This window comes from Anaerovibrio sp. JC8 (assembly GCF_002100115.1).
Classification (GTDB): Bacteria; Bacillota; Negativicutes; order Selenomonadales; family Selenomonadaceae; genus Anaerovibrio.
Genome location: NZ_ANBM01000002.1, coordinates 186,950 through 207,651, shown reverse-complemented (window position 1 = coordinate 207,651; position 20,702 = coordinate 186,950). Strand labels below are relative to the sequence as shown.

The 20,702-nt window shown below is 48.9% G+C and carries 19 protein-coding genes and 1 tRNA gene; 15 read left to right on the top strand and 5 right to left on the bottom strand.

Annotated features, from left to right (window positions below):
- Positions 1–12 precede the first annotated feature (12 nt).
- Complete coding sequence (locus tag D081_RS02665) at positions 13–1,275, top strand: metallophosphoesterase family protein (RefSeq protein WP_085022583.1); 1,263 nt, start codon at positions 13–15, stop codon at positions 1,273–1,275.
- Positions 1,276–1,770: 495 nt separating this feature from the next.
- Positions 1,771–3,213, top strand: coding sequence for a sodium:alanine symporter family protein (locus D081_RS02660; RefSeq protein ID WP_085022582.1), 1,443 nt, complete (start codon positions 1,771–1,773; stop codon positions 3,211–3,213).
- 81 nt (positions 3,214–3,294) lie between these two features.
- Here D081_RS02660 and D081_RS02655 read toward each other — a convergent pair whose 3' ends face one another.
- The 3 genes from D081_RS02655 to D081_RS02645 all read right to left on the bottom strand — a co-directional run bounded on the left by D081_RS02655 (position 3,295) and on the right by D081_RS02645 (position 7,075).
- On the bottom strand, positions 3,295–4,581 hold the full coding sequence (locus D081_RS02655) for an O-acetylhomoserine aminocarboxypropyltransferase/cysteine synthase family protein (protein ID WP_085022581.1): 1,287 nt from the start codon (positions 4,579–4,581) through the stop codon (positions 3,295–3,297).
- 68 nt (positions 4,582–4,649) lie between these two features.
- A complete protein-coding gene (locus D081_RS02650) occupies positions 4,650–5,600 on the bottom strand; it encodes a PRC-barrel domain-containing protein (RefSeq protein ID WP_085022580.1) in 951 nt (316 codons plus the stop codon).
- 23 nt (positions 5,601–5,623) lie between these two features.
- On the bottom strand, positions 5,624–7,075 hold the full coding sequence (locus tag D081_RS02645) for a hypothetical protein (protein WP_085022579.1): 1,452 nt from the start codon (positions 7,073–7,075) through the stop codon (positions 5,624–5,626).
- Between the two features lie 326 nt (positions 7,076–7,401).
- On the opposite strand from D081_RS02645, the gene D081_RS02640 reads away from it, so the two are divergent.
- The 13 genes from D081_RS02640 to D081_RS02585 all read left to right on the top strand — a co-directional run bounded on the left by D081_RS02640 (position 7,402) and on the right by D081_RS02585 (position 18,293).
- Positions 7,402–7,677 (top strand): HPr family phosphocarrier protein, encoded by a 276-nt coding sequence (locus tag D081_RS02640; RefSeq protein WP_085022578.1) that lies wholly within the window; start codon positions 7,402–7,404, stop codon positions 7,675–7,677.
- 31 nt (positions 7,678–7,708) lie between these two features.
- Entirely contained in the window at positions 7,709–9,415 is a 1,707-nt protein-coding gene (gene ptsP / locus D081_RS02635) for a phosphoenolpyruvate--protein phosphotransferase (RefSeq protein WP_085022577.1), read from the top strand.
- A 3-nt stretch (positions 9,416–9,418) separates the two neighbouring features.
- Positions 9,419–10,096, top strand: a complete 678-nt coding sequence (locus D081_RS02630) for a uracil-DNA glycosylase (protein ID WP_085022576.1) — start codon at positions 9,419–9,421, stop codon at positions 10,094–10,096.
- A 263-nt stretch (positions 10,097–10,359) separates the two neighbouring features.
- Positions 10,360–10,435: transfer RNA gene (locus D081_RS02625), tRNA-Gln, on the top strand.
- A 203-nt stretch (positions 10,436–10,638) separates the two neighbouring features.
- Positions 10,639–10,923, top strand: a complete 285-nt coding sequence (gene rpsF, locus D081_RS02620; protein ID WP_027396781.1) for a 30S ribosomal protein S6 — start codon at positions 10,639–10,641, stop codon at positions 10,921–10,923.
- A gap of 19 nt (positions 10,924–10,942) precedes the next feature.
- On the top strand, positions 10,943–11,380 hold the full coding sequence (locus D081_RS02615) for a single-stranded DNA-binding protein (RefSeq protein ID WP_085022575.1): 438 nt from the start codon (positions 10,943–10,945) through the stop codon (positions 11,378–11,380).
- Positions 11,381–11,395: 15 nt separating this feature from the next.
- Positions 11,396–11,629: a 30S ribosomal protein S18 gene (gene rpsR, locus D081_RS02610; protein ID WP_027396783.1), complete on the top strand. Its 234-nt coding sequence runs from the start codon at positions 11,396–11,398 to the stop codon at positions 11,627–11,629.
- A 66-nt stretch (positions 11,630–11,695) separates the two neighbouring features.
- The gene (locus tag D081_RS02605; protein ID WP_085022574.1) at positions 11,696–13,276 is read left to right on the top strand and encodes a ClC family H(+)/Cl(-) exchange transporter; all 1,581 of its coding nucleotides are present in this window, start codon (positions 11,696–11,698) and stop codon (positions 13,274–13,276) included.
- Between the two features lie 118 nt (positions 13,277–13,394).
- Complete coding sequence (locus D081_RS02600; protein WP_085022573.1) at positions 13,395–14,162, top strand: DeoR/GlpR family DNA-binding transcription regulator; 768 nt, start codon at positions 13,395–13,397, stop codon at positions 14,160–14,162.
- Between the two features lie 20 nt (positions 14,163–14,182).
- On the top strand, positions 14,183–14,905 hold the full coding sequence (locus D081_RS12890) for a hypothetical protein (RefSeq protein WP_233127397.1): 723 nt from the start codon (positions 14,183–14,185) through the stop codon (positions 14,903–14,905).
- Positions 14,906–14,948: 43 nt separating this feature from the next.
- Entirely contained in the window at positions 14,949–16,226 is a 1,278-nt protein-coding gene (locus tag D081_RS12885) for an LTA synthase family protein (protein WP_369823984.1), read from the top strand.
- On the top strand, positions 16,223–17,146 hold the full coding sequence (locus D081_RS02590; protein ID WP_369823978.1) for a radical SAM protein: 924 nt from the start codon (positions 16,223–16,225) through the stop codon (positions 17,144–17,146). Before D081_RS12885 ends, D081_RS02590 begins: the two co-directional genes overlap by 4 nt.
- Positions 17,147–17,264: 118 nt before the next feature.
- Positions 17,265–18,293, top strand: coding sequence for a PocR ligand-binding domain-containing protein (locus tag D081_RS02585; protein WP_085022572.1), 1,029 nt, complete (start codon positions 17,265–17,267; stop codon positions 18,291–18,293).
- Between the two features lie 101 nt (positions 18,294–18,394).
- Here the strand turns inward: D081_RS02585 and D081_RS02580 are convergent, their stop codons facing one another.
- Positions 18,395–19,174 (bottom strand): NlpC/P60 family protein, encoded by a 780-nt coding sequence (locus tag D081_RS02580; RefSeq protein ID WP_085022571.1) that lies wholly within the window; start codon positions 19,172–19,174, stop codon positions 18,395–18,397.
- Positions 19,175–19,405: 231 nt separating this feature from the next.
- A complete protein-coding gene (gene ilvA / locus D081_RS02575; protein ID WP_085022570.1) occupies positions 19,406–20,653 on the bottom strand; it encodes a threonine ammonia-lyase in 1,248 nt (415 codons plus the stop codon).
- Positions 20,654–20,702: the final 49 nt, after the last annotated feature.

The window sequence follows — 20,702 nt, the reverse complement described above, 5'->3', positions numbered from 1 at the left end:
GGAGGTTACCCTATGCCTTCAAAAATTAACCGACGTTCATTTTTAAAGTTTTCTCTGGCGGGAATCTTTTCTGCCATTATGGGGAAATTCACCAAAAGTCAGGCGGCAGCCGCCGGCAGCGACATTTATATGCCACGGCAGCTCATAACAAAGGACAGCAGCAGTTCCCGCACCATAATGTGGCAATCCCGTAATCCCCACGCCAGCCTTAGGGTACAGATAAGGGATGCCGCCGGCAATGTAAAAAATTACATGGGGAGCGGTGGCTTGTTTCAGGATGATGGGGAAGCTTTTTACATCAACAGGGTTCTCGTTAATAATCTGAAGCCACAAAGCCAGTATACCTATCAGATAGTTCAGGATGGGGCCACTACCCCCTGGTATCCATTGTCCACCAGTGGCAGTGATACCATGGAAGCCCTGATTTTTCCTGACTCCCAATGCTCTGATGGCTACGAAACCTGGAAAAAGGTGGCCTCCGGTGCCTTTAATGCCAATCCGAATATTAATCTCTTCATTAATATGGGGGATCTGGTGGATAACGGTGAGGCGGCCTATCAGTGGCGCCAGTGGTTTAATGCCATAGGTGCCTATATGCCGTCAAGGATTTTTGTGCCCCTTATGGGAAATCACGAAACCTACGACCTTAACTGGAAATGCCGTGTGCCCCACGCCTTTTTGAATTTCTTTGCGGTGCCGGACAATAACAGCAACGGATTCCAGCGTTACTATTATTCCTTCGATTATGGGCCGGTGCATTTTATTGTGCTGAACACCCAGTTTGAGGAGCTGGACCCAATAAAGCCGGGAATGATGGAGCAGCAGCTGCAGTGGCTGCGTCAGGATGTGGAGGCCACCGAGAAGCCGTGGCGGGTGGTGCTCATGCACAAGGACGTCATTAATTATGATAATCTTGGGAGTCCTGAGCCCCTGGCGGACATAGATGAGGTGGGCAGACGCTTCATGCCATACTTCGATGAGCTGGGAATTCATCTGGTGTTTACAGCCCATCAGCACACCTACAGACGCCATAACCACATATTCAACTTTGAGCCCTCGGATCACGGCCCGGTGTACATAGATACAGGCGTGGCGGGCAACTGCCGCTATGGGGTGCCCCGTACAGAGCGGTTTGACAAGGTAATGCTGCCTCAGCCGGAAACGGATAATTATCTGACAATTAGGGCAACCAGTGAGGACATTATAGTACAATGTTATCTCCCCGATGGACAGGTGATGGATTCTTTTGTATTGACTAATAGTAAACAAGTGTAACTAATTCTGAAAAAACATTAGCAAAAAGTCCTATTTATTTTTGAAAAATCTTGTTTTTATTACTTGACATGGGTATATGAGAGCCGTATAATGTATACACAAGGTCAGGAGAGGTGGCCTCGCCGTTTTATGTGGAGATATTACGGCGTACGTCACGGACCTAAGCAAAGGCGGATTAGAAATCCGCCTTTTTCTTTTTGTATTATTATATGTCAGACAATTCAAAACAATAAAATCATGACTAATACAAAACAATTCTCCACTGATTCTTTTTAGCCATACTGAAACATACCTAATATATGAAAAGTTTAATTTAAATTTTTCTTTACATAATTCGAAATTTGAAATATTTTTCGACTCATACTTTACAAAAATAAGGTTTCGTACTATACTTTCACTATAGCATTTATAAATGTTGGGCAATGAAGCCCGTGACGCCGGCGTGTGCCGGGGTTGCGGTATTTTTTTGCACCTTTTTTTCAAGGAGGAGAAGGTATGGATTATGGACTTATGATAAAGCAGGTAAACGACTTTGTTTGGGGTCCGGTTATGCTGACCCTGTTGGTAGGTACCGGTGTTTTTCTCACGGTGCGGCTGAAGTTTAAGCCGTGGCTGAACCTGCCCTACGCCATTAAGATGATTTTGGCCAAGAAGGATTCCTCAGAGGGTGATGTTACCCCATTCCAGTCACTGATGATTGCCCTGTCGGCTACAGTTGGTACTGGTAACATTGTAGGTGTGGCAACCGCCATGGTTTTGGGTGGACCGGGTGCTTTGGTGTGGATGTGGATTTCCGCCGCCTTTGGTCTTTCCACCAAATATGCCGAATCTGTTCTGGCTGTAAAATACCGGGAAAACAACAACCGGGGTGAGATGGCCGGTGGCCCTATGTATGCCATGAAAAACGGTATTGGCGGCTTCGTTGGTAAAACCATGGCAACCCTCTTTGCCTTTTTTGCAGTATGCGCTTCCTTTGGTATCGGCAACATGACCCAGGCCAACTCCATTGCTGCTGCCTTTAATTCCAGCTTCGGGGTGGAGCCGGCCTTTGTAGGTGCCATATTGGTAATACTGACCATTGTGGTTCTGGCCAAGGGTGTTCATTCCATCGGTGTGGTATCCAGTATTGTGGTGCCGGTTATGGCGGCCTTTTATATGGTAGTGGCCCTTGTGGTTATTATTGTTAATGCAGGCAACCTTCCGGCCGGCATCTCCGAGATTTTCGCCATGGCCTTTTCACCATCTGCCATGGCCGGTGGTGTAGGCGGTTCCATTGTGGCTTCCATGATGTCAGCCCTTCGCTGGGGTGTGGCCCGTGGTGTATTCTCCAATGAGGCCGGTCTTGGTTCTGCTCCTATTGCAGCTGCAGCAGCCAGAACTGACCACCCATCCCGTCAGGGCTATGTAAATATGACTGGTACCTTCTTTGATACCATGATTATCTGCGTACTGACCGGTCTGGTTATTGCCTCATCCGGTGCTCTGGGAACCATTGATCCTGAAACCGGCAAGGCTGTGTCCGGTGCCCATCTGACAATTCTGGCCTTTTCCACCGTCTTTGGTGAGCATGCCAGGGTTATCATTTCCTGTTCCTTGGCTCTCTTTGCCTTCTCCACCATTCTTGGCTGGGAGTATTACGGTGAAAAGTCACTGGAATATCTGTGGGACAACCACGATCTGATCGTTATGTACCGTACAATTTATGCTTTTGTCACCTATATCGGTGCCACCCAGGCCCTGGACATGGTATGGGATTTCTCCGATACTGCCAACGGCCTCATGGCCATTCCGAATCTGATCTGCCTGTTATGGCTCAGCAAGGATGTGGCCCGGGAGTGCTTTGATTACGAAGATAGGGTAGTTGTAAGGGAAAGAAAGGGCGAAAAGGTAGATTTGAACCTTGAATCCACCGACTATGCCCACAAGCGCCTGATTTAATTACATATTAGATGATGCAACAAAAAAGCTAAGGTAATGTATTAATTACATACCTTAGCTTTTTAATTTGTTTAAAATAATTTAGATGGCGGCCAAAGCCTGTTTCAGGTCGGCAATAAGGTCCTTCTTATCTTCCAGGCCGCAGGACATGCGCACCAGACCGGCAGGGATACCGGCTTCAATGAGCTGCTCCTCTGTAAGCTGACGATGGGTGGAGGTGGCAGGGTTCAGACAGCAGGTGCGGGCATCAGCCACATGGGTTTCAATGGCAGCCAGCTTCAGATTCTTCATGAAGGCCTCTGCGGCTTTGCGGCCACCCTTCAATTCAAAGGATACAACACCGCAGCCACCCTGTGGCAGATATTTCTGGGCAAGGCCGTTGTATTTGTTGGATTTAAGCCCCGGATAGTTTACGGAAACCACCTGTGGCTGGCTTTCCAGAAATTCAGCCACTGCCTGGCCGTTTTCCACGTGACGGGCCATGCGTACATGGAGGGATTCCAGACCGAGATTCAGCATAAAGGCACTCTGAGGGGACTGAACGCAGCCCAAATCACGCATGAGCTGAACGGTGGCCTTGGTGATAAAGGCACCCTCCTGGCCAAACTTTTCTGCATAAACCAGTCCGTGATAGGATTCGTCAGGAGCGGTGAGGCCCGGGAACTTATCCTTGTGGGCCATCCAGTCAAACTTTCCGGAGTCAATAATGGCACCGCCTACAGCTGCCCCGTGACCATCCATGTATTTGGTGGTGGAATGGGTTACAATATCAGCACCCCATTCGATTGGACGGCAATTTACAGGGGTAGGGAAGGTATTGTCCACAATAAGTGGTACGCCGTGGGCATGGGCCACCTTGGCAAATTTCTCAATGTCCAGAACTGTGAGAGCAGGGTTGGCAATGGTTTCGCCAAACATGGCCCTAGTATTTTCCTTGAAGGCTGCGGACAGCTCTTCCTCACTGGCATCCGGAGAAACAAAGGTGGATTCGATGCCCATCTTGGCTAAGGTAACTGCAATGAGGTTGAAGGTGCCGCCGTAAATGGAGGAAGATGCCACAATGTGACTTCCGGCTTCGCAGATATTAAAGATGGCGAAGAAGTTGGCCGCCTGGCCGGAGGAGGTAAGCATGGCAGCGCTGCCACCCTCTAAATTGCAGATTTTGGCTGCCACCGTGTCGCAGGTAGGATTTTGCAGGCGGGAGTAGAAGTAGCCTGTGGCCTCCAGATCAAAGAGCTTGCCCATATCCTCACTGGTATCATATTTAAAGGTAGTGGACTGAATTATCGGTATCTGGCGTGGCTCGCCGTTCCCCGGAGTATAGCCGGCCTGCACGCATCTGGTGTTGATGGAATAATCCTGATTCATTTATAAACCCCTTTCAAAAAAATGAGCATTGACACAGGTCAATGCTCATTGAACTTACTGGATAAATATTACTGAACGTTCAGTGTAAGAGGAACGAACATATTGGAGAGCTGAGCTCTCTGGATAACCTCCTCAGTAATAGGGTCGCCCTCGTTTACGATAACGACACCGGTTGGGGAGGTCAGGGTACGACGTGCAGTCTTGCCAAGGATAAACTTGCGCTGTCTGTCGATAGTAGTATTGTTCGCAGCCTGATGAACAGGGTCCGGAGCTGGTGCAGCCTCTGGTTCTGGGGCTGGCTCCTCAACTGGTTCCTCTACTTCAGGCTCTGGCTCAGGAGTTGGCTCCTCAGCTGGTTCCTCAACCTCTGGCTCTGGAGCTGGTTCTTCAACAGCTTCCTCAACAGCCTCTGGCTCTGGAGCTGGCTCCTCAGCAGTTTCCTCTACGGCTTCAGCCTCTGGCTCAGCAACAGGCTCCTCTGCAACCGGCTCAGCCTCTGCAGGAGCTTCTGGTGCAGCTTCAACTGGAGCAGCACTTAATTCATCAGTTTTTTTTTCCGCGTCGGAATCGATGATGGTTACCTGCTTACCAAAGATGGAGATCTGGTCAGAGAAGATCTCAGACAGGCTGCCGTCAGCTGCTTCGATTTCGCACTTCTCGATCTTGCCGCCTTCACCAACATAGATTTCAACTACATTACCCTGAATGGTACCGGACTTGGTGATGGCCTTGGTGCCGATAACCTTTACGTTTTCGTCCATCATGGTCTCATAGTCGCCGGCGTTTTCAAGGGTAAGAATGGTCTCGCTGTTAATAACAGTAACGGCATCCTCACCGATAGCTACAACAGAGGAATATGGCAGGAGCTTTACGCCTCTGTACCAATCTTCGTCCTCGATGATAATGGCTGCAATGGCGCCATTCTTGGCATCAACCAGCAGGCCCTTGCTCATGCCCAGTTCACGGCCCTCAGTAATACTGATGACTGGTAAACCGATAATTTCAACACTCTTTTTCATGGAAAAATCCTCCCTAAAATTTATCAAATTGAGCGAGCCTTTCTTTCATTGAAGATAGACTCGATTTTTGACATGTATTCCTGCGGAATATCGAAGAAAGGCATATCCGGATGGTTTTCATCCTTCAATACTTCCTTGGTGGCCTCCAGATAAATCATACTGTCCTCAAATTCGGCCAGCATATCCGGGCTGTCAGCCACAGCTGGTATATCTAATGCTTCATAGAAGCACTGGATAGCATCATCATAATGACCATGATCCTTGTGGATGTTCACAATCTCCAATACAAGGAATGGTGAGTAGGAATCGTTGCGGTACTGCTCCAGGGCATAGGTGTATGCCTTAAGCGCACCGTCCCAGTTGGAGCTGCCCTTCAGCTCGAAGGCATAATCCAGAACATCGTCGAGATTCTTGGACTGTTCCAGCTTCTCCTCCACAGTAGGCTCAGGGGCAATTTCTGGTTCAGCTTCTGGCTCTTCAGGAGCTTCTTCCTCAACCTCCGGCTCTGTTTCAGTCTCGGCTTCTGGTTCTTCAGGAGCCTCTTCCTCAATCTCTGGCTCAGCTTCTGCTTCTACCTCGATTTCAGGCTCAGCTTCGGCCTCTGGTTCCTCAGGAGCCTCTTCCTCAATCTCTGGCTCAGCTTCTGCTTCAGCCTCAATTTCAGGCTCAACTTCGGATTCTGGTTCCTCAGGAGCCTCTTCCTCAACCTCTGGCTCAGCTTCTGCTTCAGCCTCGATTGCAGGCTCAACTTCGGCCTCTGGTTCCTCAGGAGCCTCTTCCTCAATCTCTGGCTCAGCTTCTGCTTCAGCCTCAATTTCAGGCTCAGCCTCGATTTCAGCTTCCTCCGGAATTTCTTCCTCAGGAGCTTCCTCTGGAATCTCAGCCTCGATTACTGGCTCTGGTTCATGCTCAGCTTCTGGTTCCTCAGCCCCGATTTCAGCCGCCGGCTCAGGCTCTGCTGTCATTTCAGCTTCCATAACAGGCTCCGGCTCCGGTTTTGGTTCCGGAACAGCTGGCGCAGCCACTGGCTCAGCTTCAACAGGAATCTCGGTCTCAGCAGGAGGTTCAGCCTCAACTGCTGGCTCCGGTTCCTCAGAAAGCATGGCCGTAACCTGCTCGTCGGAAAGAATGGCCGCATTTACCACTGGCACCAGCTCATCCTCAACAGCAACCAGCTCAGGCTGGATGTCCTCCTTCTGAGGCGGTGCTGCTTTTTTCAGCCGCTTGCGGATAAGCAAATAGTTTACGCTGGTAATAACCACAGCCGCACCAATAACCATTGCCCCCAGCACCACAAAGCGATGCTCCGTGAGAAACGGTGTCATGGGAATGGACAGGAAATTAATCAGCAGTGCGCATATACCGCAACACACCAGGGCTGGAAGACTTAGGGCCAATTCCAGCTTGCGGGCTATCTTATAGACTACCAATATTGCCACAGTCATGACGATAGCCGTAACAATAAAAAATATCAAATAATATCACCACTATAAAGTTGTTAAATGAGACTTATTTCATGGGAGAGTTATACTACCACGAAATTTAGTCGAATTAATCCAGAGCTTATGGGTGCTTAGCTCCCATAAGCGTGGGATCAAATGCAATTTCGCTTTTTTTATTTCCCACAATAAAAATATATTCGACAAATCACTGGAAAATCCTTTAAAATAAGCAGAGAAGCAACAAAAGATTGCTGCACCTCAACAGGGGATTTTCTAATCGTGTCGAATATACAAGTTTTATTACATGTATAATTCTATCATAACAAACTAAATTTTAATAGTAGGAAAGAGGTATTTTTATGCAGGAATTGAATTTGAAGGTATTAAACAAGCCAGGATTGCACGCACGCCCAGCCAAGGAGCTGGTAAAGTTCAACAAGGGCGTTGAGTCTGAGGTTGTAATTAAATTCAACGGCAAGAGTGCCAACATCAAGAGCATGATGGCCGTTATGGCCCTGGGTGCAAAGCAGGATGCTGAGGTTACTGTTACCATTGAGGGTCCTGATGAGGCTGATGTAGCCAAGGCAGTTACCGAAATGTTTGCCAACGGCTTTGGCTTCCCTGAGGAGCTTTAATATCTGACTTTTTATCTGGGGAGGGGTTATGATGTCAGAGAAAATCCAGGGTAATGTTGCCATCCCTGGCATTGCTATCGGAAAGATTATGAAGGTGGGCCAGTCCCTTGACGGGTACATGGCAGCCTATACTCCGGGAAGTGCAGAGGAGGAGCTCTCCAAGCTGGAGGAGGCCATTGATACCATATCTGCGGCCATTGATGAAAGCGTGGAGGCCATGCGGGCTGCGGGACAGGATGAGCAGGCTGAAATCATGGAGGCTCATTCCTTTTTATTGATGGACCCAATGCTGACAGACGGCATGAATGATAAAACCCGTGAAATGGCCCATGCTCCAAAGGCAGTTCTGGAGGCGGCAGAGGAATGCGCTGAGATGCTGGCGGGCATGGATGATGAGTATATGCGGGAGCGTTCTGCAGACGTAAAGGACATTGGCCGCCGTATTGCCCGTTATCTTTTGGGAGTCAAGGAGCCGGAAATCGGTGAGGAGCCGGTGGTTCTCTGCGGCTTTGAGGTGGAACCGTCTGCCATTGCCAATATTCCAGATGAAAAGATTGCCGGCGTTATTATGGGCCAGGGCAGTACCACCTGTCATGCCGTAATTATTGCCAAGTCCCGGGCCATTACCACAGTGGTGGGCCTGGAAAATAGGGTTGAGGATATTCCAGAGGGGGCCAAGGTGCTGCTGGATGGCAACGAGGGCCTGGTGCTGGTGGACCCGTCTGCTGAGGAGCTGGCTTCCTATGAGGCCAGGATTAAGGCCCAGCAGGAGGAGCAGAAGCGTCTGGAGGCACTGAAGGATCTGCCGGCAGAAACCACTGACGGCGTAAAGGTGCAGCTGGCAGCCAACATCGGTCTGCCGGAGGATGCGGAGGCCGCAGCCAAATACGGTAATCAGGGTGTGGGGCTCTTTAGAAGTGAATTTTTGTTCATGGGCCGGGAGAACATTCCTGACGAGGAGCTGCAGTTTGAATCCTACAAGCGGGCTATTGTGGCCTGTCAGGGGGAGACCTGTGTTATCCGTACCATGGATATCGGCGGTGACAAGCCGCTGGCTTATCTGAATATTCCTCATGAGGATAATCCGTTCCTGGGCTATCGCGCCATCCGCATAAGTCTGGAGCGTCCTGATTTGTTTATGCCGCAGCTGAAGGGCATTCTCCGGGCCGGCGTACACGGCAAGGCTGCCATTATGTGTCCGATGGTTATTAATGTGGACGAGATAAAGGCTGTCCGTGAGGCCGTGAACAAGGCCATGTCTGAGCTGGAGGCTGAAGGCAAGGAGTACTCCAAGGATGTTCAGGTGGGCATCATGGTGGAAACCCCGGCAGCGGCAGTAATGACTCCGGTGCTGGCCAAGTATGTGGATTTCTTCAGCATCGGCACCAATGATCTGGTGCAGTACACCTTGGCGGTGGACCGGGTAAATCCGCAGATCAGCAAACTCTATGACCATTTTAATCCGGCTGTGCTGCAGCTGATTTACCGCACCATAAAGGCGGGCGTGGACAATGGCAAATGGGTTGGCATGTGCGGCGAAATGGCCAGCGACCCTTATGCAGCAGTGATTCTCATGGCCATGGGGATTACGGAGCTCAGCATGAGTGCACCGTCCATTCCAAAGGTGAAGGAAAAGATCCGCTCTGTATCCATGGAGGAGGCCAAGGCCCATCTGGAGAAGGTAATGACCATGGAAACCGGTGAGGAAATCCGCGATTATCTACATAATAATATTTAAGCTATGAGAATTTTTACTAATGACTGGGAGCAGTATCTGCTGCCGGAAATGGAAAAGCCCTATTACAAGGAGCTGCGCAAGTTTTTAATAAATGAATACAAAACGCGGCAGATTTTTCCGGATATGTATTCCATATTTAATGCCCTGCACTATACCAGCCTGGCAGATACCAAGGTGGTAATTTTCGGGCAGGACCCTTATCATGAGCCGGGACAGGCCCACGGGCTGAGCTTTTCCGTATTGCCCAATGTGCCGCCGCCACCTTCCCTGCAAAATATTTTCAAGGAGCTGGAGACGGATTTGGGCTGCACCGTTCCGGACAATGGCTGTCTGGAGCCTTGGGCCCGCCAGGGGGTGCTCCTGCTGAACACGGTTCTGACGGTTCAGGCCCACAATGCCAATTCCCATCAGGGGAAGGGCTGGGAGACCTTTACGGACAGGATTATTTCCATTCTCAATGAGCGGGAAAAGCCCATGGTGTTTATTTTGTGGGGGGCACCGGCCCGCCGCAAGAAGGCCATGATTACCAATGAGGCCCATCTCATCATTGAGTCGCCCCATCCAAGCCCATTGTCAGCCTATCGGGGCTTCTTTGGCAGCCGGCCATTTTCACGGGCCAATGAATTTTTGAAGATCACTGGCCAGGAGCCAATAAACTGGCAGCTTCCAAATATCAAATAAGTTGTTGGGCAGATGACTGGTGGCTTTCACGCCGTCCCTGTGCTAAAACTTTTTCTTGCTTTTATATAGCGGCAAAAATCATAACTCGCTTCGCTCAAACAAATGATTTTCACCACTATAATCAAGGTATAGCAACAAAAAGTTTCCTAACGCCCAGTGACTAAATGTTCAAGCCACCAGTCATCTGCCCTATATTATTTTAAAAATATTTGTTGACAAGGAGACATATCTCGGATATAATCTTCTTTGTCTGAAAGACCAATAGGGGTATCGCCAAGTTGGTAAGGCACTGGATTCTGAATCCAGCATTCGTAGGTTCGAGTCCTGCTACCCCTGCCACTGAGAATTAAGCACCGCTGAGGCGGTGCTTTTTTGTTGCGAAAAGGAAAGTTATAAAAAGGAAAAATATTTCTTGCATAGAGTCCTTCATGATGGTATAATTTTCAAGTCACAAGGACAAAGATAGTTTCAAATTTTCGTTTGATAACTTTCTCTGCTCCTTATGTAATAAGGAGCCAAAGACCAAAGAGGGAGGTGATTTCGTGAGAAAGTACGAAGTCATATTCATTGTTAAACCAATGGAAGAAGAGGCAACTAACGCTGTAGTTGAGAAGTTCACTAAGCTGTTTGCTGCTAATGGCGGTACTGTTGATTCCGAGGATCGTTGGGGCAAGAAGCGTCTTGCTTATGAGATCAAGGATTGTACCGAGGGCTACTATGTTCTGCTGAATGTAACTGCAGAGCCTGCTTGCGTAGCTGAGGTTGACCGTGTTATGAAGATTACTGATGATCTTCTCAAGCACATGGTTGTACGTGTAGAAGAGTAATAGTTTCGGGAGGTAAACCATGAACAAGGTTATACTGGCAGGCAGATTGGCCCGTGATCCGGAGATGCGTTATACCACTTCCGGCAAGGCAGTTGCATCATTTACTTTGGCTGTTAACCGTCGCTTTGGACGTAATGCCGGCGATCAGCAGCAGACTGCAGATTTTATTCCGATTATTGCCTGGGAAAAATTAGCTGAAATTTGTGGTAATAACCTCATAAAAGGAAGTCAGGTACTGGTAGAAGGCCGTATGCAGGTCCGCAGCTACGATGGTCAGGACGGTAGCAAGAGATATGTTACTGAGGTCGTGGCCAACGAGATTGAGTTTATGGGCTCAAAGCAGCAGCGTGACCCTAACGGTGGTGGCTTTGCCCCATCTCCGGCAGCTCCGGCTGAGGCAGCCCCTATGGGCGGTTTTGGCGGCAGCCCGGTATCAGATGACGATATTCCATTTTGATAGGAGGGAATATACTTGATTAAGCGTGATAGAAGCAGAAGACCTCGTAAGAAGGTTTGCAGTTTCTGCGTAGATAAAGTAGAAGTAATCGACTATAAGGACGTTGCTAAGCTCCGTCGTTATATCACCGAGCGTGGCAAGATTCTGCCTCGCCGTATTTCTGGCAACTGCGCAAAGCATCAGCGTCAGGTTACCGTAGCTATTAAGCGCGCACGTAACATCGCTTTGTTGCCATTTACTGCTGAGTAATACAATGATTTAAAGGATGTGAAAAATGAGCAATCATTTTCACATCCTTTTTTATTAGAGGTAACTATGTCAAACACAGAAAGATTAGTTAAGGACATAACACGGGAACGTCGCTTTCATTTCCGTTTATTTATAGAAGGAATCGTCGTGGGCGTGGGCGCCGGCGGTGTTATTGCGCTGTTCAGATATCTGTTGGGGTTGTCGGATAAGTGGCGGCCTGATGTTTACAAAATGGTGGCAGACAGCTTCCGGCAGGGGGACTACGGTATTCCTGTCCTTTATCTGGCAGTTTTTCTTATTATTGCCTGGCTTCTTATGAAGATAGTCCACAATGAGCCCATGTGTACTGGCAGCGGTATTCCGCAAATCAAGGGAATACTTATGGGGCGAATGAACATGCGCTGGCTGTCCGTTTTGGTGTCAAAGCTCATAGGTGGTGTACTGGCCATAGGTTCTGGCATGTCCCTTGGTCGTGAGGGCCCCAGTGTGCAGCTGGGAGCCTGTGTGGGCCAGGGGGTAAGCCGCAGTGTCATAAGAACCCGCTATGAAGAACGCATTCTTATGACTGCCGGCTCAGGTGCAGGACTGGCGGCGGCCTTCAATGCACCTTTGGCGGGAGTTATCTTTGGCTTTGAGGAGATGAGTAAGAGCTTTTCTCCCGTGGTGCTCATGGCTTCAGTTACGGCAGCAGTTACTGCCACCACTGTCAGCCAGGTTATTTTTGGGGCCGGCCCTGTATTTCATATTGGGGATTTGGAAATATTCCCTCTTAATATGTTTGGCATTTTAATAGTATTAGGTATTTATATTGGTCTTTTGGGGCGGATTTTTAATCCCTCACTGCTGTTTTCCATGAATGCCTATGACCGTTTGGGACTTTCCGGCATTAAACGTCCACTGCTGCCCCTTTTGCTGGCGGCAGGCCTTGGCTTTGTTTTGCCGGAGATTTTAGGCGGAGGTAACCTGCTGGTGGATGCCCTGTCCACCAACTATTATCCCCTGTATTTCATCATTCTGTTGTTTGTGGGTAAGTTCATTTTTACCATGCTTTGCTTTGGTTCCGGGGTGCCGGGAGGTATCTTTTTGCCAATGCTGGTGCTGGGGGCTGCCGGCGGTGCCGTGTTCAGCTCGGTGCTGGTAAGCTGTGATTTATTGCCATACAAATACGCAGGAGACCTTATTGTTTTTGGTATGGCGGCCTATTTTGCCGCGGTGGTTAAAGCCCCTATCACAGGAAGCGTGCTGATTATGGAGATGACAGGCTCCTTCAACCATTTACTGGCCCTTATTTGCGTGTCCATGACTGCCTATCTGGTAGCAGATCTTACAGGGGGCAAACCAGTTTATGAGGAGCTGCTTAGCCGGGCACTCAGCGTAAAGGACCAGCGGGCAGCCATTGCCTCTGGCCGCCGTGTATCATTGGAGCTGGTGGTAAGCTCCGGCAGTGTGGCGGACAAGGCCCTTATTAAAGAAATAAAGTGGCCGGAACAGACCGTGGTGGTGGATATCAAAAGAGGACTTCAGCGCATAAATCCCATGGAGGATGCCCGGCTTTACGCAGGGGATTTTGTCTACGTATTGACCAATGATACAGATATTTCCAGATTAAAGGATATGCTGGAGAAGGAATCCACCCCCAGACGCTAAGCTCTGAATTTTTCCTTTTGTACATTTTTTTTGAATTGCGTGCAAAAGAATATGAAATATGATAAAGTAATAACGGGAAAATTCTTAGTATTAAAATGTTTGTAAGGACGTGGGATAGATGTTTTTAGAAGAGCGCCAGGAAAGCATTATGAACATGCTTAACGCCGAGGGCAAGGTTCGGGTTAAGGAGCTTAGTGCCAAGTTTAATGTAACCGATGACTGTATCCGCAAGGATCTGGGATCCCTGGAGAAGCAGGGCCGCCTAAAGAGAACCTATGGCGGTGCCGTGGTTATCCGGGAGAATATTCACGCCATTGAGGTCAGCAAGCACAAGGGCTCCGATGTGGATGCCAAGCGCCGCATTGCCCAGGCTGCTGTGAAGCTTATTCATGAGCACGATATGGTATTTTTGGATATTTCCACCAGCAATCTGGCCATTGCCGAGCTGCTCATAAAGGACCAGCGGGAGCTGACCATTGTCACCAACATGATAGATATTCTGATTATTTTGGCCCGTCATCCAAGAATACGGGTTATTTTCGCCGGTGGCAAGATTAACAAGAGCCGTGATGGCTTTTGGGGTGGCATGACCATGGATTTCATTTCCCGCCTCAAGCCGGATATTGCCTTTGTGGGGGCAGTGGGTGTTGATGTTATGGAAAACAGCGTGTCCACCTATGACATTGAGGATGGCATCAACAAGGCCCGGATTATCCGGGTTAGCAAGCGGGCCTATGTGGTGGCTGAGGCCAAAAAGCTCAGCACTGATGGCAACTACAACTATGCCACTCTGGACACCCTGTCCGGTCTCATTACGGATGCCCTGCCGGAGGAGAAGATACGCAAGGCAGCGGCTGATTACGGCGTAGAAATTATTGTGCCATAGTATTTTCATAAGGAAGTAATATGACAAGTAGCAGTACAAACCGGTTTAAGGACTGGAACAATTATTATAATCTTATAATCAAGGGGCTGAAGGTATTTCTTTTTTATCTCTCAGTCCTTTCTGTTTGCCGTGTGATATTTATTGGAATGCTCCATGACTATATGGCTCCCGGTGTTGGCTCTCCGGATATATGGTTGGCCGTATTCGGGGGTACCCGCCTCAGTATCCAGACGGCGGGAATCATTACCCTGGTGGTGGGCCTGCCGGCGGTCTTGGTGGGAATTATCAGCACCAGGGCAGCTCGTGTGGTATTCAAGGTGATGAATGCCCTGGCTTCGGCAGTGACAGCCATTCTGTTTTTTGCCAGCATTCCATATTATCACCAGTTCCATTCAAGATTTCATCAGATTCTCTTTAATACAGCCAATGACGATGTATATGCCCTCTTTGTGTCTCTGGTGCAGGAGTTCAATCTGCACCTCAGACTGGCAGGGGCCCTATTGGTGGCGGCTCTTATCTGGTGGCTTCTCAATAAATTTTTTGGAGCTTCAGCTTACAGAGAGGCTGGGCATAAGGGGAAGGCTGGCCAGCTCCGGCAGATATGGGGCCATGGCCGAGAAAATCCTTGTGCTGGCAGTTTTGTTTCTGGTGTCCCGTCTGGTGTTTTTCGGGGGCAGCCTCAGCTGGGAAAATTCCGTCAGCTGGGAAAATGCCGGCATTACCAGGGACTCCTTTTTGAATGAAGCCATTTTGGATGATTATCAGGCCATTTATCGAGGCTACCGCATGAATGGGCGTCTGCTGTCCTCTGAGGGCCTGGATTTTACTCCCCAGCAGATAAGGGAGCTGGCGGCCCATCTGACAGGAAAAAATCCTGACAGCAATAATCTGGCGGATTATCTTGCCAGAACTGCCCAGGGTCCGGTGCTGGAAAAGCCGAAGCACGTCTTTTTGATTGTTTCCGAGAGCTATGCCAACTGGCCTTTATTGGATAAATACAAGAATCTGCATATTGCCGACGGCATGAGGTCAATTATCGGGGAAAAGGATACGGCCTATTGTCCGGCCTTTTTGCCAAATGGGGGCAGCACTGTTTCAGCAGTAACGGGTATTGTTACGGGATTGGCCGATGCCAACCTGTATCTTACCACTATGCCGGAATCCTTTGCGGCACCATATCCTACGGCCATAGCTCCCCAGATGAAGCAGCTGGGATATGATACCACCATGTGGTATGCGGGACCGGCCACCTGGGAGCGGATAGAGCCCTTTGTGCTGGCCCAGGGCTTCGACCATTTCCATGGCAAAGGCAGTATGCCATCGGAGTCCACCGGCAGTGTGTGGGGCGTGGATGACGAATATCTTTATCAGGCCGTGCTGGAGGGCATAGAGCCGGACAAGGACAGCTTCCACGTTATTCTTAATGTTTCCAACCATTCTCCATTCAATGTGGATCTGGAATCCAAGGGCTTTGAGGCCCAGAAGGTAATTGACGGCCTTCCTGATGAAGCCAAGGACGATGCTGAGCTGTTAAACCAGCTGGGGCACTTCTGGTACGCTGACAGGGAAATGGCCAAATTTATCAAAACCATTAAGGAAAAATATCCTGACAGTCTGGTGCTGGTTGTGGGCGACCATGCAGAGCGGTACAACATTGATAAGACACCGTCCATTTATGAGCGCTATGGGGTGCCTTTCATTATAACCGGCAGGGGAGTAACCCCTGATCTGCTGATTCCAAAGGCCGCGGGAAGTCAGATCGATATAGGGCCTACTCTTTTGGAAATGATTGCCCCGGAGGGGTATCAGTACATATCCATAGGCTCCAGCCTTACCCGTCAAAATAACATGGGGGTAAATTACGCCGTGTGGTTTACCAGGGATTATTTCGGAGAGGCGGATATCTATCCGCTGCAGCCTATAGCTGTTGACCCGAATAATCCGGGGCCGCCTATTGATGTTCTGGAAATGCAGATTTATTGCGATACCATCCGCTCCATATCCTGGTGGCTGCCAAAATACGGCTTTATTTTGGATGAAGGCCTTATGGAGGAAAAGAAATGAGCTCCATGATAAATAAGGAATTATTGGCCGACTGTACCCTGTGTCCACGGCGGTGCCATACTGACCGCCTGTCAGGCCAGGGGTTCTGCGGGGGCGGCACTGAGGCCAGGGTGGCCCTGGTGAGCCTGCACCCCTGGGAGGAGCCGGTTATTGCCGGGGAAAAGGGGGCTGGCACGGTATTCTTTTCCGGCTGCAGCCTTCGCTGTATGTTCTGCCAGAATCACGAAATAAGCCACGGACGTCAGGGGATAGAGGTCTCCGATGAGCGTCTGGGGGAAATATTTTATGAGCAGCAGCTGCGGGGAGCGGCTACTTTGGATTTGGTTACGCCTACCCATTACGTTCCTCAAATAATTAATGGATTATTTTTTGCTAAAAAAAAGGGTTTTTCATTACCCGTGGTGTATAATTCAAGTGGATACGAAAATATTTCCACATTGGAAATGTTGCGGGAAAATGTAGATGTTTTTTTGCCGGACTTAAAGTATTTTTCGGCGGATTTGGCAGATGAGTATTCCGGGGCGGCGGATTATTTTCAGGTGGCTTCCCAGGCCATCAGAAAAATGGTTCAGCTCACCGGAGAGGCCGTGGTTAAGGACGGCATTCTTCAAAGGGGAGTGCTGGTACGCCACATGATTTTACCAGGAGCCCGCAGAGACAGCATGGAGCTGTTGAAATGGCTGTGGGAGGAATTTGGGGACAGCATTATGGTGAGCATAATGAATCAGTATACCCCAGCCTACAAGGCCCTTACTCATCCCAAGCTAAAGCGCCGTCTCACCACCTTTGAGTATGATTCCGTGGTGGATTATGCACTGGAGCTGGGCTTTTCCAGATGCTTTGTTCAGGACCCCGGGGCTGCCCGGGAGGAGTATATTCCCAAATGGACGGGTGAAGGAGTTGAAGGCTCTCGTACATAATTTTAGTTGTTTAAATTAATTATTAAAGGTATAATGTTACTATCCATCTTTTGACGATTTAGAAAGATTTTTTTGACCGTGTGTTTGAAACTAACTTCACAAGGAGAGGTGTTTATTTATGGCAGATTTAGAGAATATTCGCGTGCAGGATATTTTTGACATGGATTTCCTGCAGAAATTCCAGGATACATTCGCCCGTGCAGTAGGTATGACTGCAGTAACTGTTGATGCGGATGGTAAGCCGATTACCAGACCTACCGACTGGTCCGATTTTTGCATGAAGTATACCCGTGATTCCAAGGAAGGCTGCCGCCGTTGCGAGGAGTGCGACAAGCGTGGCGGTGAGACCGCAGCGAGAACCGGTCGTCCATCTGTATATGAGTGCCATGCCGGCCTTATGGACTTCGGTGCACCTATTCTGCTTAACGGCAAGCAGATTGGTTCCATTCTCGGTGGTCAGATTTTGACCTCTCCACCAGATGAGGAGAAGTTCCGTAATTATGCAAGAGAAATTAATGTAGACCCGGAAAAGTACGTTGAGGCTGTCCGCAAGATCCAGATTGTTCCAAGGGCTCGTCTGGAGCAGGCTGCCGATTGCCTTTTCCTTATGGCTACTACCCTTTCCAACATTGGCTATATGGAGTATCGCCTGAAGGCCTTGGCCAGCTCCATTAATGATACCGTTCTTCATTGCTCCGCAGCAATGGAGGAGCTGGCTGCTTCTGCCAACGATGTAAACGATAACCAGAAGGGCCTGAACGTGGAGATTCAGAATGTATCTGAGATTTCCGGCAAGATTAACGAGTTCACCTCCCTTATCCGTGATATTGCCAAGCAGACCCGTCTCCTTGGTCTTAACGCCTCCATCGAGGCTGCCCGTGCCGGTACTGCCGGTGCCGGTTTTGCCGTTGTATCCGAGGAAATCGGTAAGCTGGCTGACAGCTCCCGTGAGACTGTTGATAAGATTCAGGAATTTACTGACCGTATCGGTGAGTCTGTTCAGGAAACTGTTGCCAAGGGTGAGGCTACCTCTGATATCGTTGGTCAGCAGTCCGCTGCGATCTCCGATGTGGCTCAGGAGCTCACTTCCCTTTCCGAGACTGCATCCCAGCTGGTAGATTTGGCAAACAACAGCTCTGCCAGATAAATTTACATAAAATAATAATCCCCATCAATGGTGCTGATGCATCCGTTGATGGGGATTTTCGTTTGTATAAAAATATGAGTGCTGTAAGAATGAATTCCGGGTTACTTTACAATATGCTTGCCTGCTGTAAAGGCCTTCTTCCAATATTCGTTGGAAAGCTCATCAATCCGAATACCCTTGCTGGAGGAAGCGTGGATAAACTGTCCCTTGCCCAGATAAATACCGCAGTGAGTAATTTCACCGGTGGAATCAGTGTGGAAGAATACCAGATCTCCCGGCTCCAGCTTGCTGACAGGAGCGTATTTTCCCAGCTTGTACTGGATATCCGCAGTACGTGGTAATGAAAAGCCGTTCTGTTTGAACACGTACTGGACGTAGCCGGAGCAGTCAAAGCCCTTTGGGGTGGTGCCGCCGGATACATATTTTACACCAATGTACTTCTTGGCTGTAGCGATAATTCCGTTAACCTTGTTTTTCGGCAGGAAAGGCTGGCTTTCAGGCACGTACTTTGGCTTCACGGAGTTGCTTGGGAGGACGGAGCTGCCATTGTCATTGGAACCTGTGGATGGCTTTATCGTCGGGGGATTTACGTTGGTATTTACCTTCCCCGGCTTTAATGTGTTGATAACCTTCATGGTTTTATCATCCACTTCGCCGCTGAGCTTAATCTTGTTGTCCCGCTGAAAGGCCAGTACCGCCCGCTTGGTACTGTTGTCGTAGACTCCCGTGACCTTCTTGATGTTATAGCCCAGATCCTTTAGCTTTTGCTGTACGGTTACCACCTCGGGACCAGTGGAATTCATGGTCAATGTCTGGGCGGAAACCATTGAACAGCTAAAGGTCAGGGCAGCAAAGAGGGCCACAAGCAATTTTTTTCTCATGCAGAAATCACCACCTTTTTTACAAAGATTCGGAACATAATTTCACAACTAAAGTATAAAACAAAAAAATATAATTAACAACAAAAAAATGTGGATAACTCGCAGTTTATGCAACTAAAACCACAAGTTATCCACATGGTTATCCACTTTTCGAAAAAAATGTGGATAAATTATTGATTTTTTCTTGACAATCTGATTATGGAACACCCATATTAATTTTTAATTAAAATTTTAAAAAACCTTTTCCACTGCATAGCCCGCATCGTTAAGGGCCTTTGTCAGCTTCTTGATATGGTCGAAATTGTTGGTTTCCACAGTAATCTGCAGCTCCACCTTCTTGAAGCTGTCAGTAACCTTGGACTGGTTGTGGTCCAGCTTGATAACATTGGCATTGTTGTCTGCCAGTATCTTGGCTACATTTACCAGCTGGCCCGGCTTGTCAGGAAGGAGAACGGAGAAGCAGAATACACGGCCTCTGGCAATAAGTGCCTTGTCGATCAGGGCAGAAATAGTGGAGATATCAATATTACCGCCGCTGACAATGGCAACTACCTTCTTGCCCTTGAATGGCAGCTTGTTCAGGGCCGCCAGACTCAGTACTCCTGCACCCTCGGCGATAAGCTTGTGCTTTTCAATAAGGGAAAGGAGAGCGGACATGATTTCCATTTCGGAAACGGTAATAATCTGGTCAAGATACTTTTTGCAGAAGGCATAGGTAAGGTCGCCAGGGGTCTTAACGGCACAGCCGTCAGCTACTGTATCCACTGCTGTCAGGCTGGACACCTGTCCTCTTGCGAAGGAATTTTCCATGCAGGCTGCACCCTCAGGCTCAACGCCGATTACCTTGACGTGTGGATTAACAGCCTTGGTAGCCAGGGCCACGCCGCTGGCAAAGCCGCCACCGCCGATTGGTACCAGGATGGCATCCACATCCTTCAGCTCGTCAATGATTTCCAGGGCAGTGGTACCCTGACCCAGAAGAACCTGCTTGTCATTAAATGGATGAATATATACATAGCCCTTTTTCTTCTGAAGCTCCAGGGATTTGGCATAAGCGTCATCAAAGCTGTCACCGTGAAGCACTACCTCGGCCCCCATGGCTCTGGTGGCTTCCACCTTTAACAGTGGGGTGGTGGCCGGCATACAGATAACTGCGTTTACTCCCAGCTGCTGGGCAGCAAAGGCTACACCCTGGGCGTGGTTACCGGCAGAAGCAGTAATAACACCAATTTTCTTTTCCTCATCGCTGAGCTGGCTGATCTTGTTGTAGGCGCCTCTCAGCTTAAAGGAGCCGGTATTCTGCATGTTTTCAGGCTTCAAATAAACATTGTTGCCGCAGAGGTCAGAAAAAAACGGGCTCTCAATGAGCTTGGTTTTCTTGGCCACTCCGTCCAGCTGCTTGGCTGCCTTATAAACATCGGCAATAGTGGTGTTTTCCAGTATTTCCTCTATAGTATTTACTTTAACTTCTTCTGCCATGGACTTATCTCCTTACTAATTAAATGATTTACATAAAAGTGTAACATTT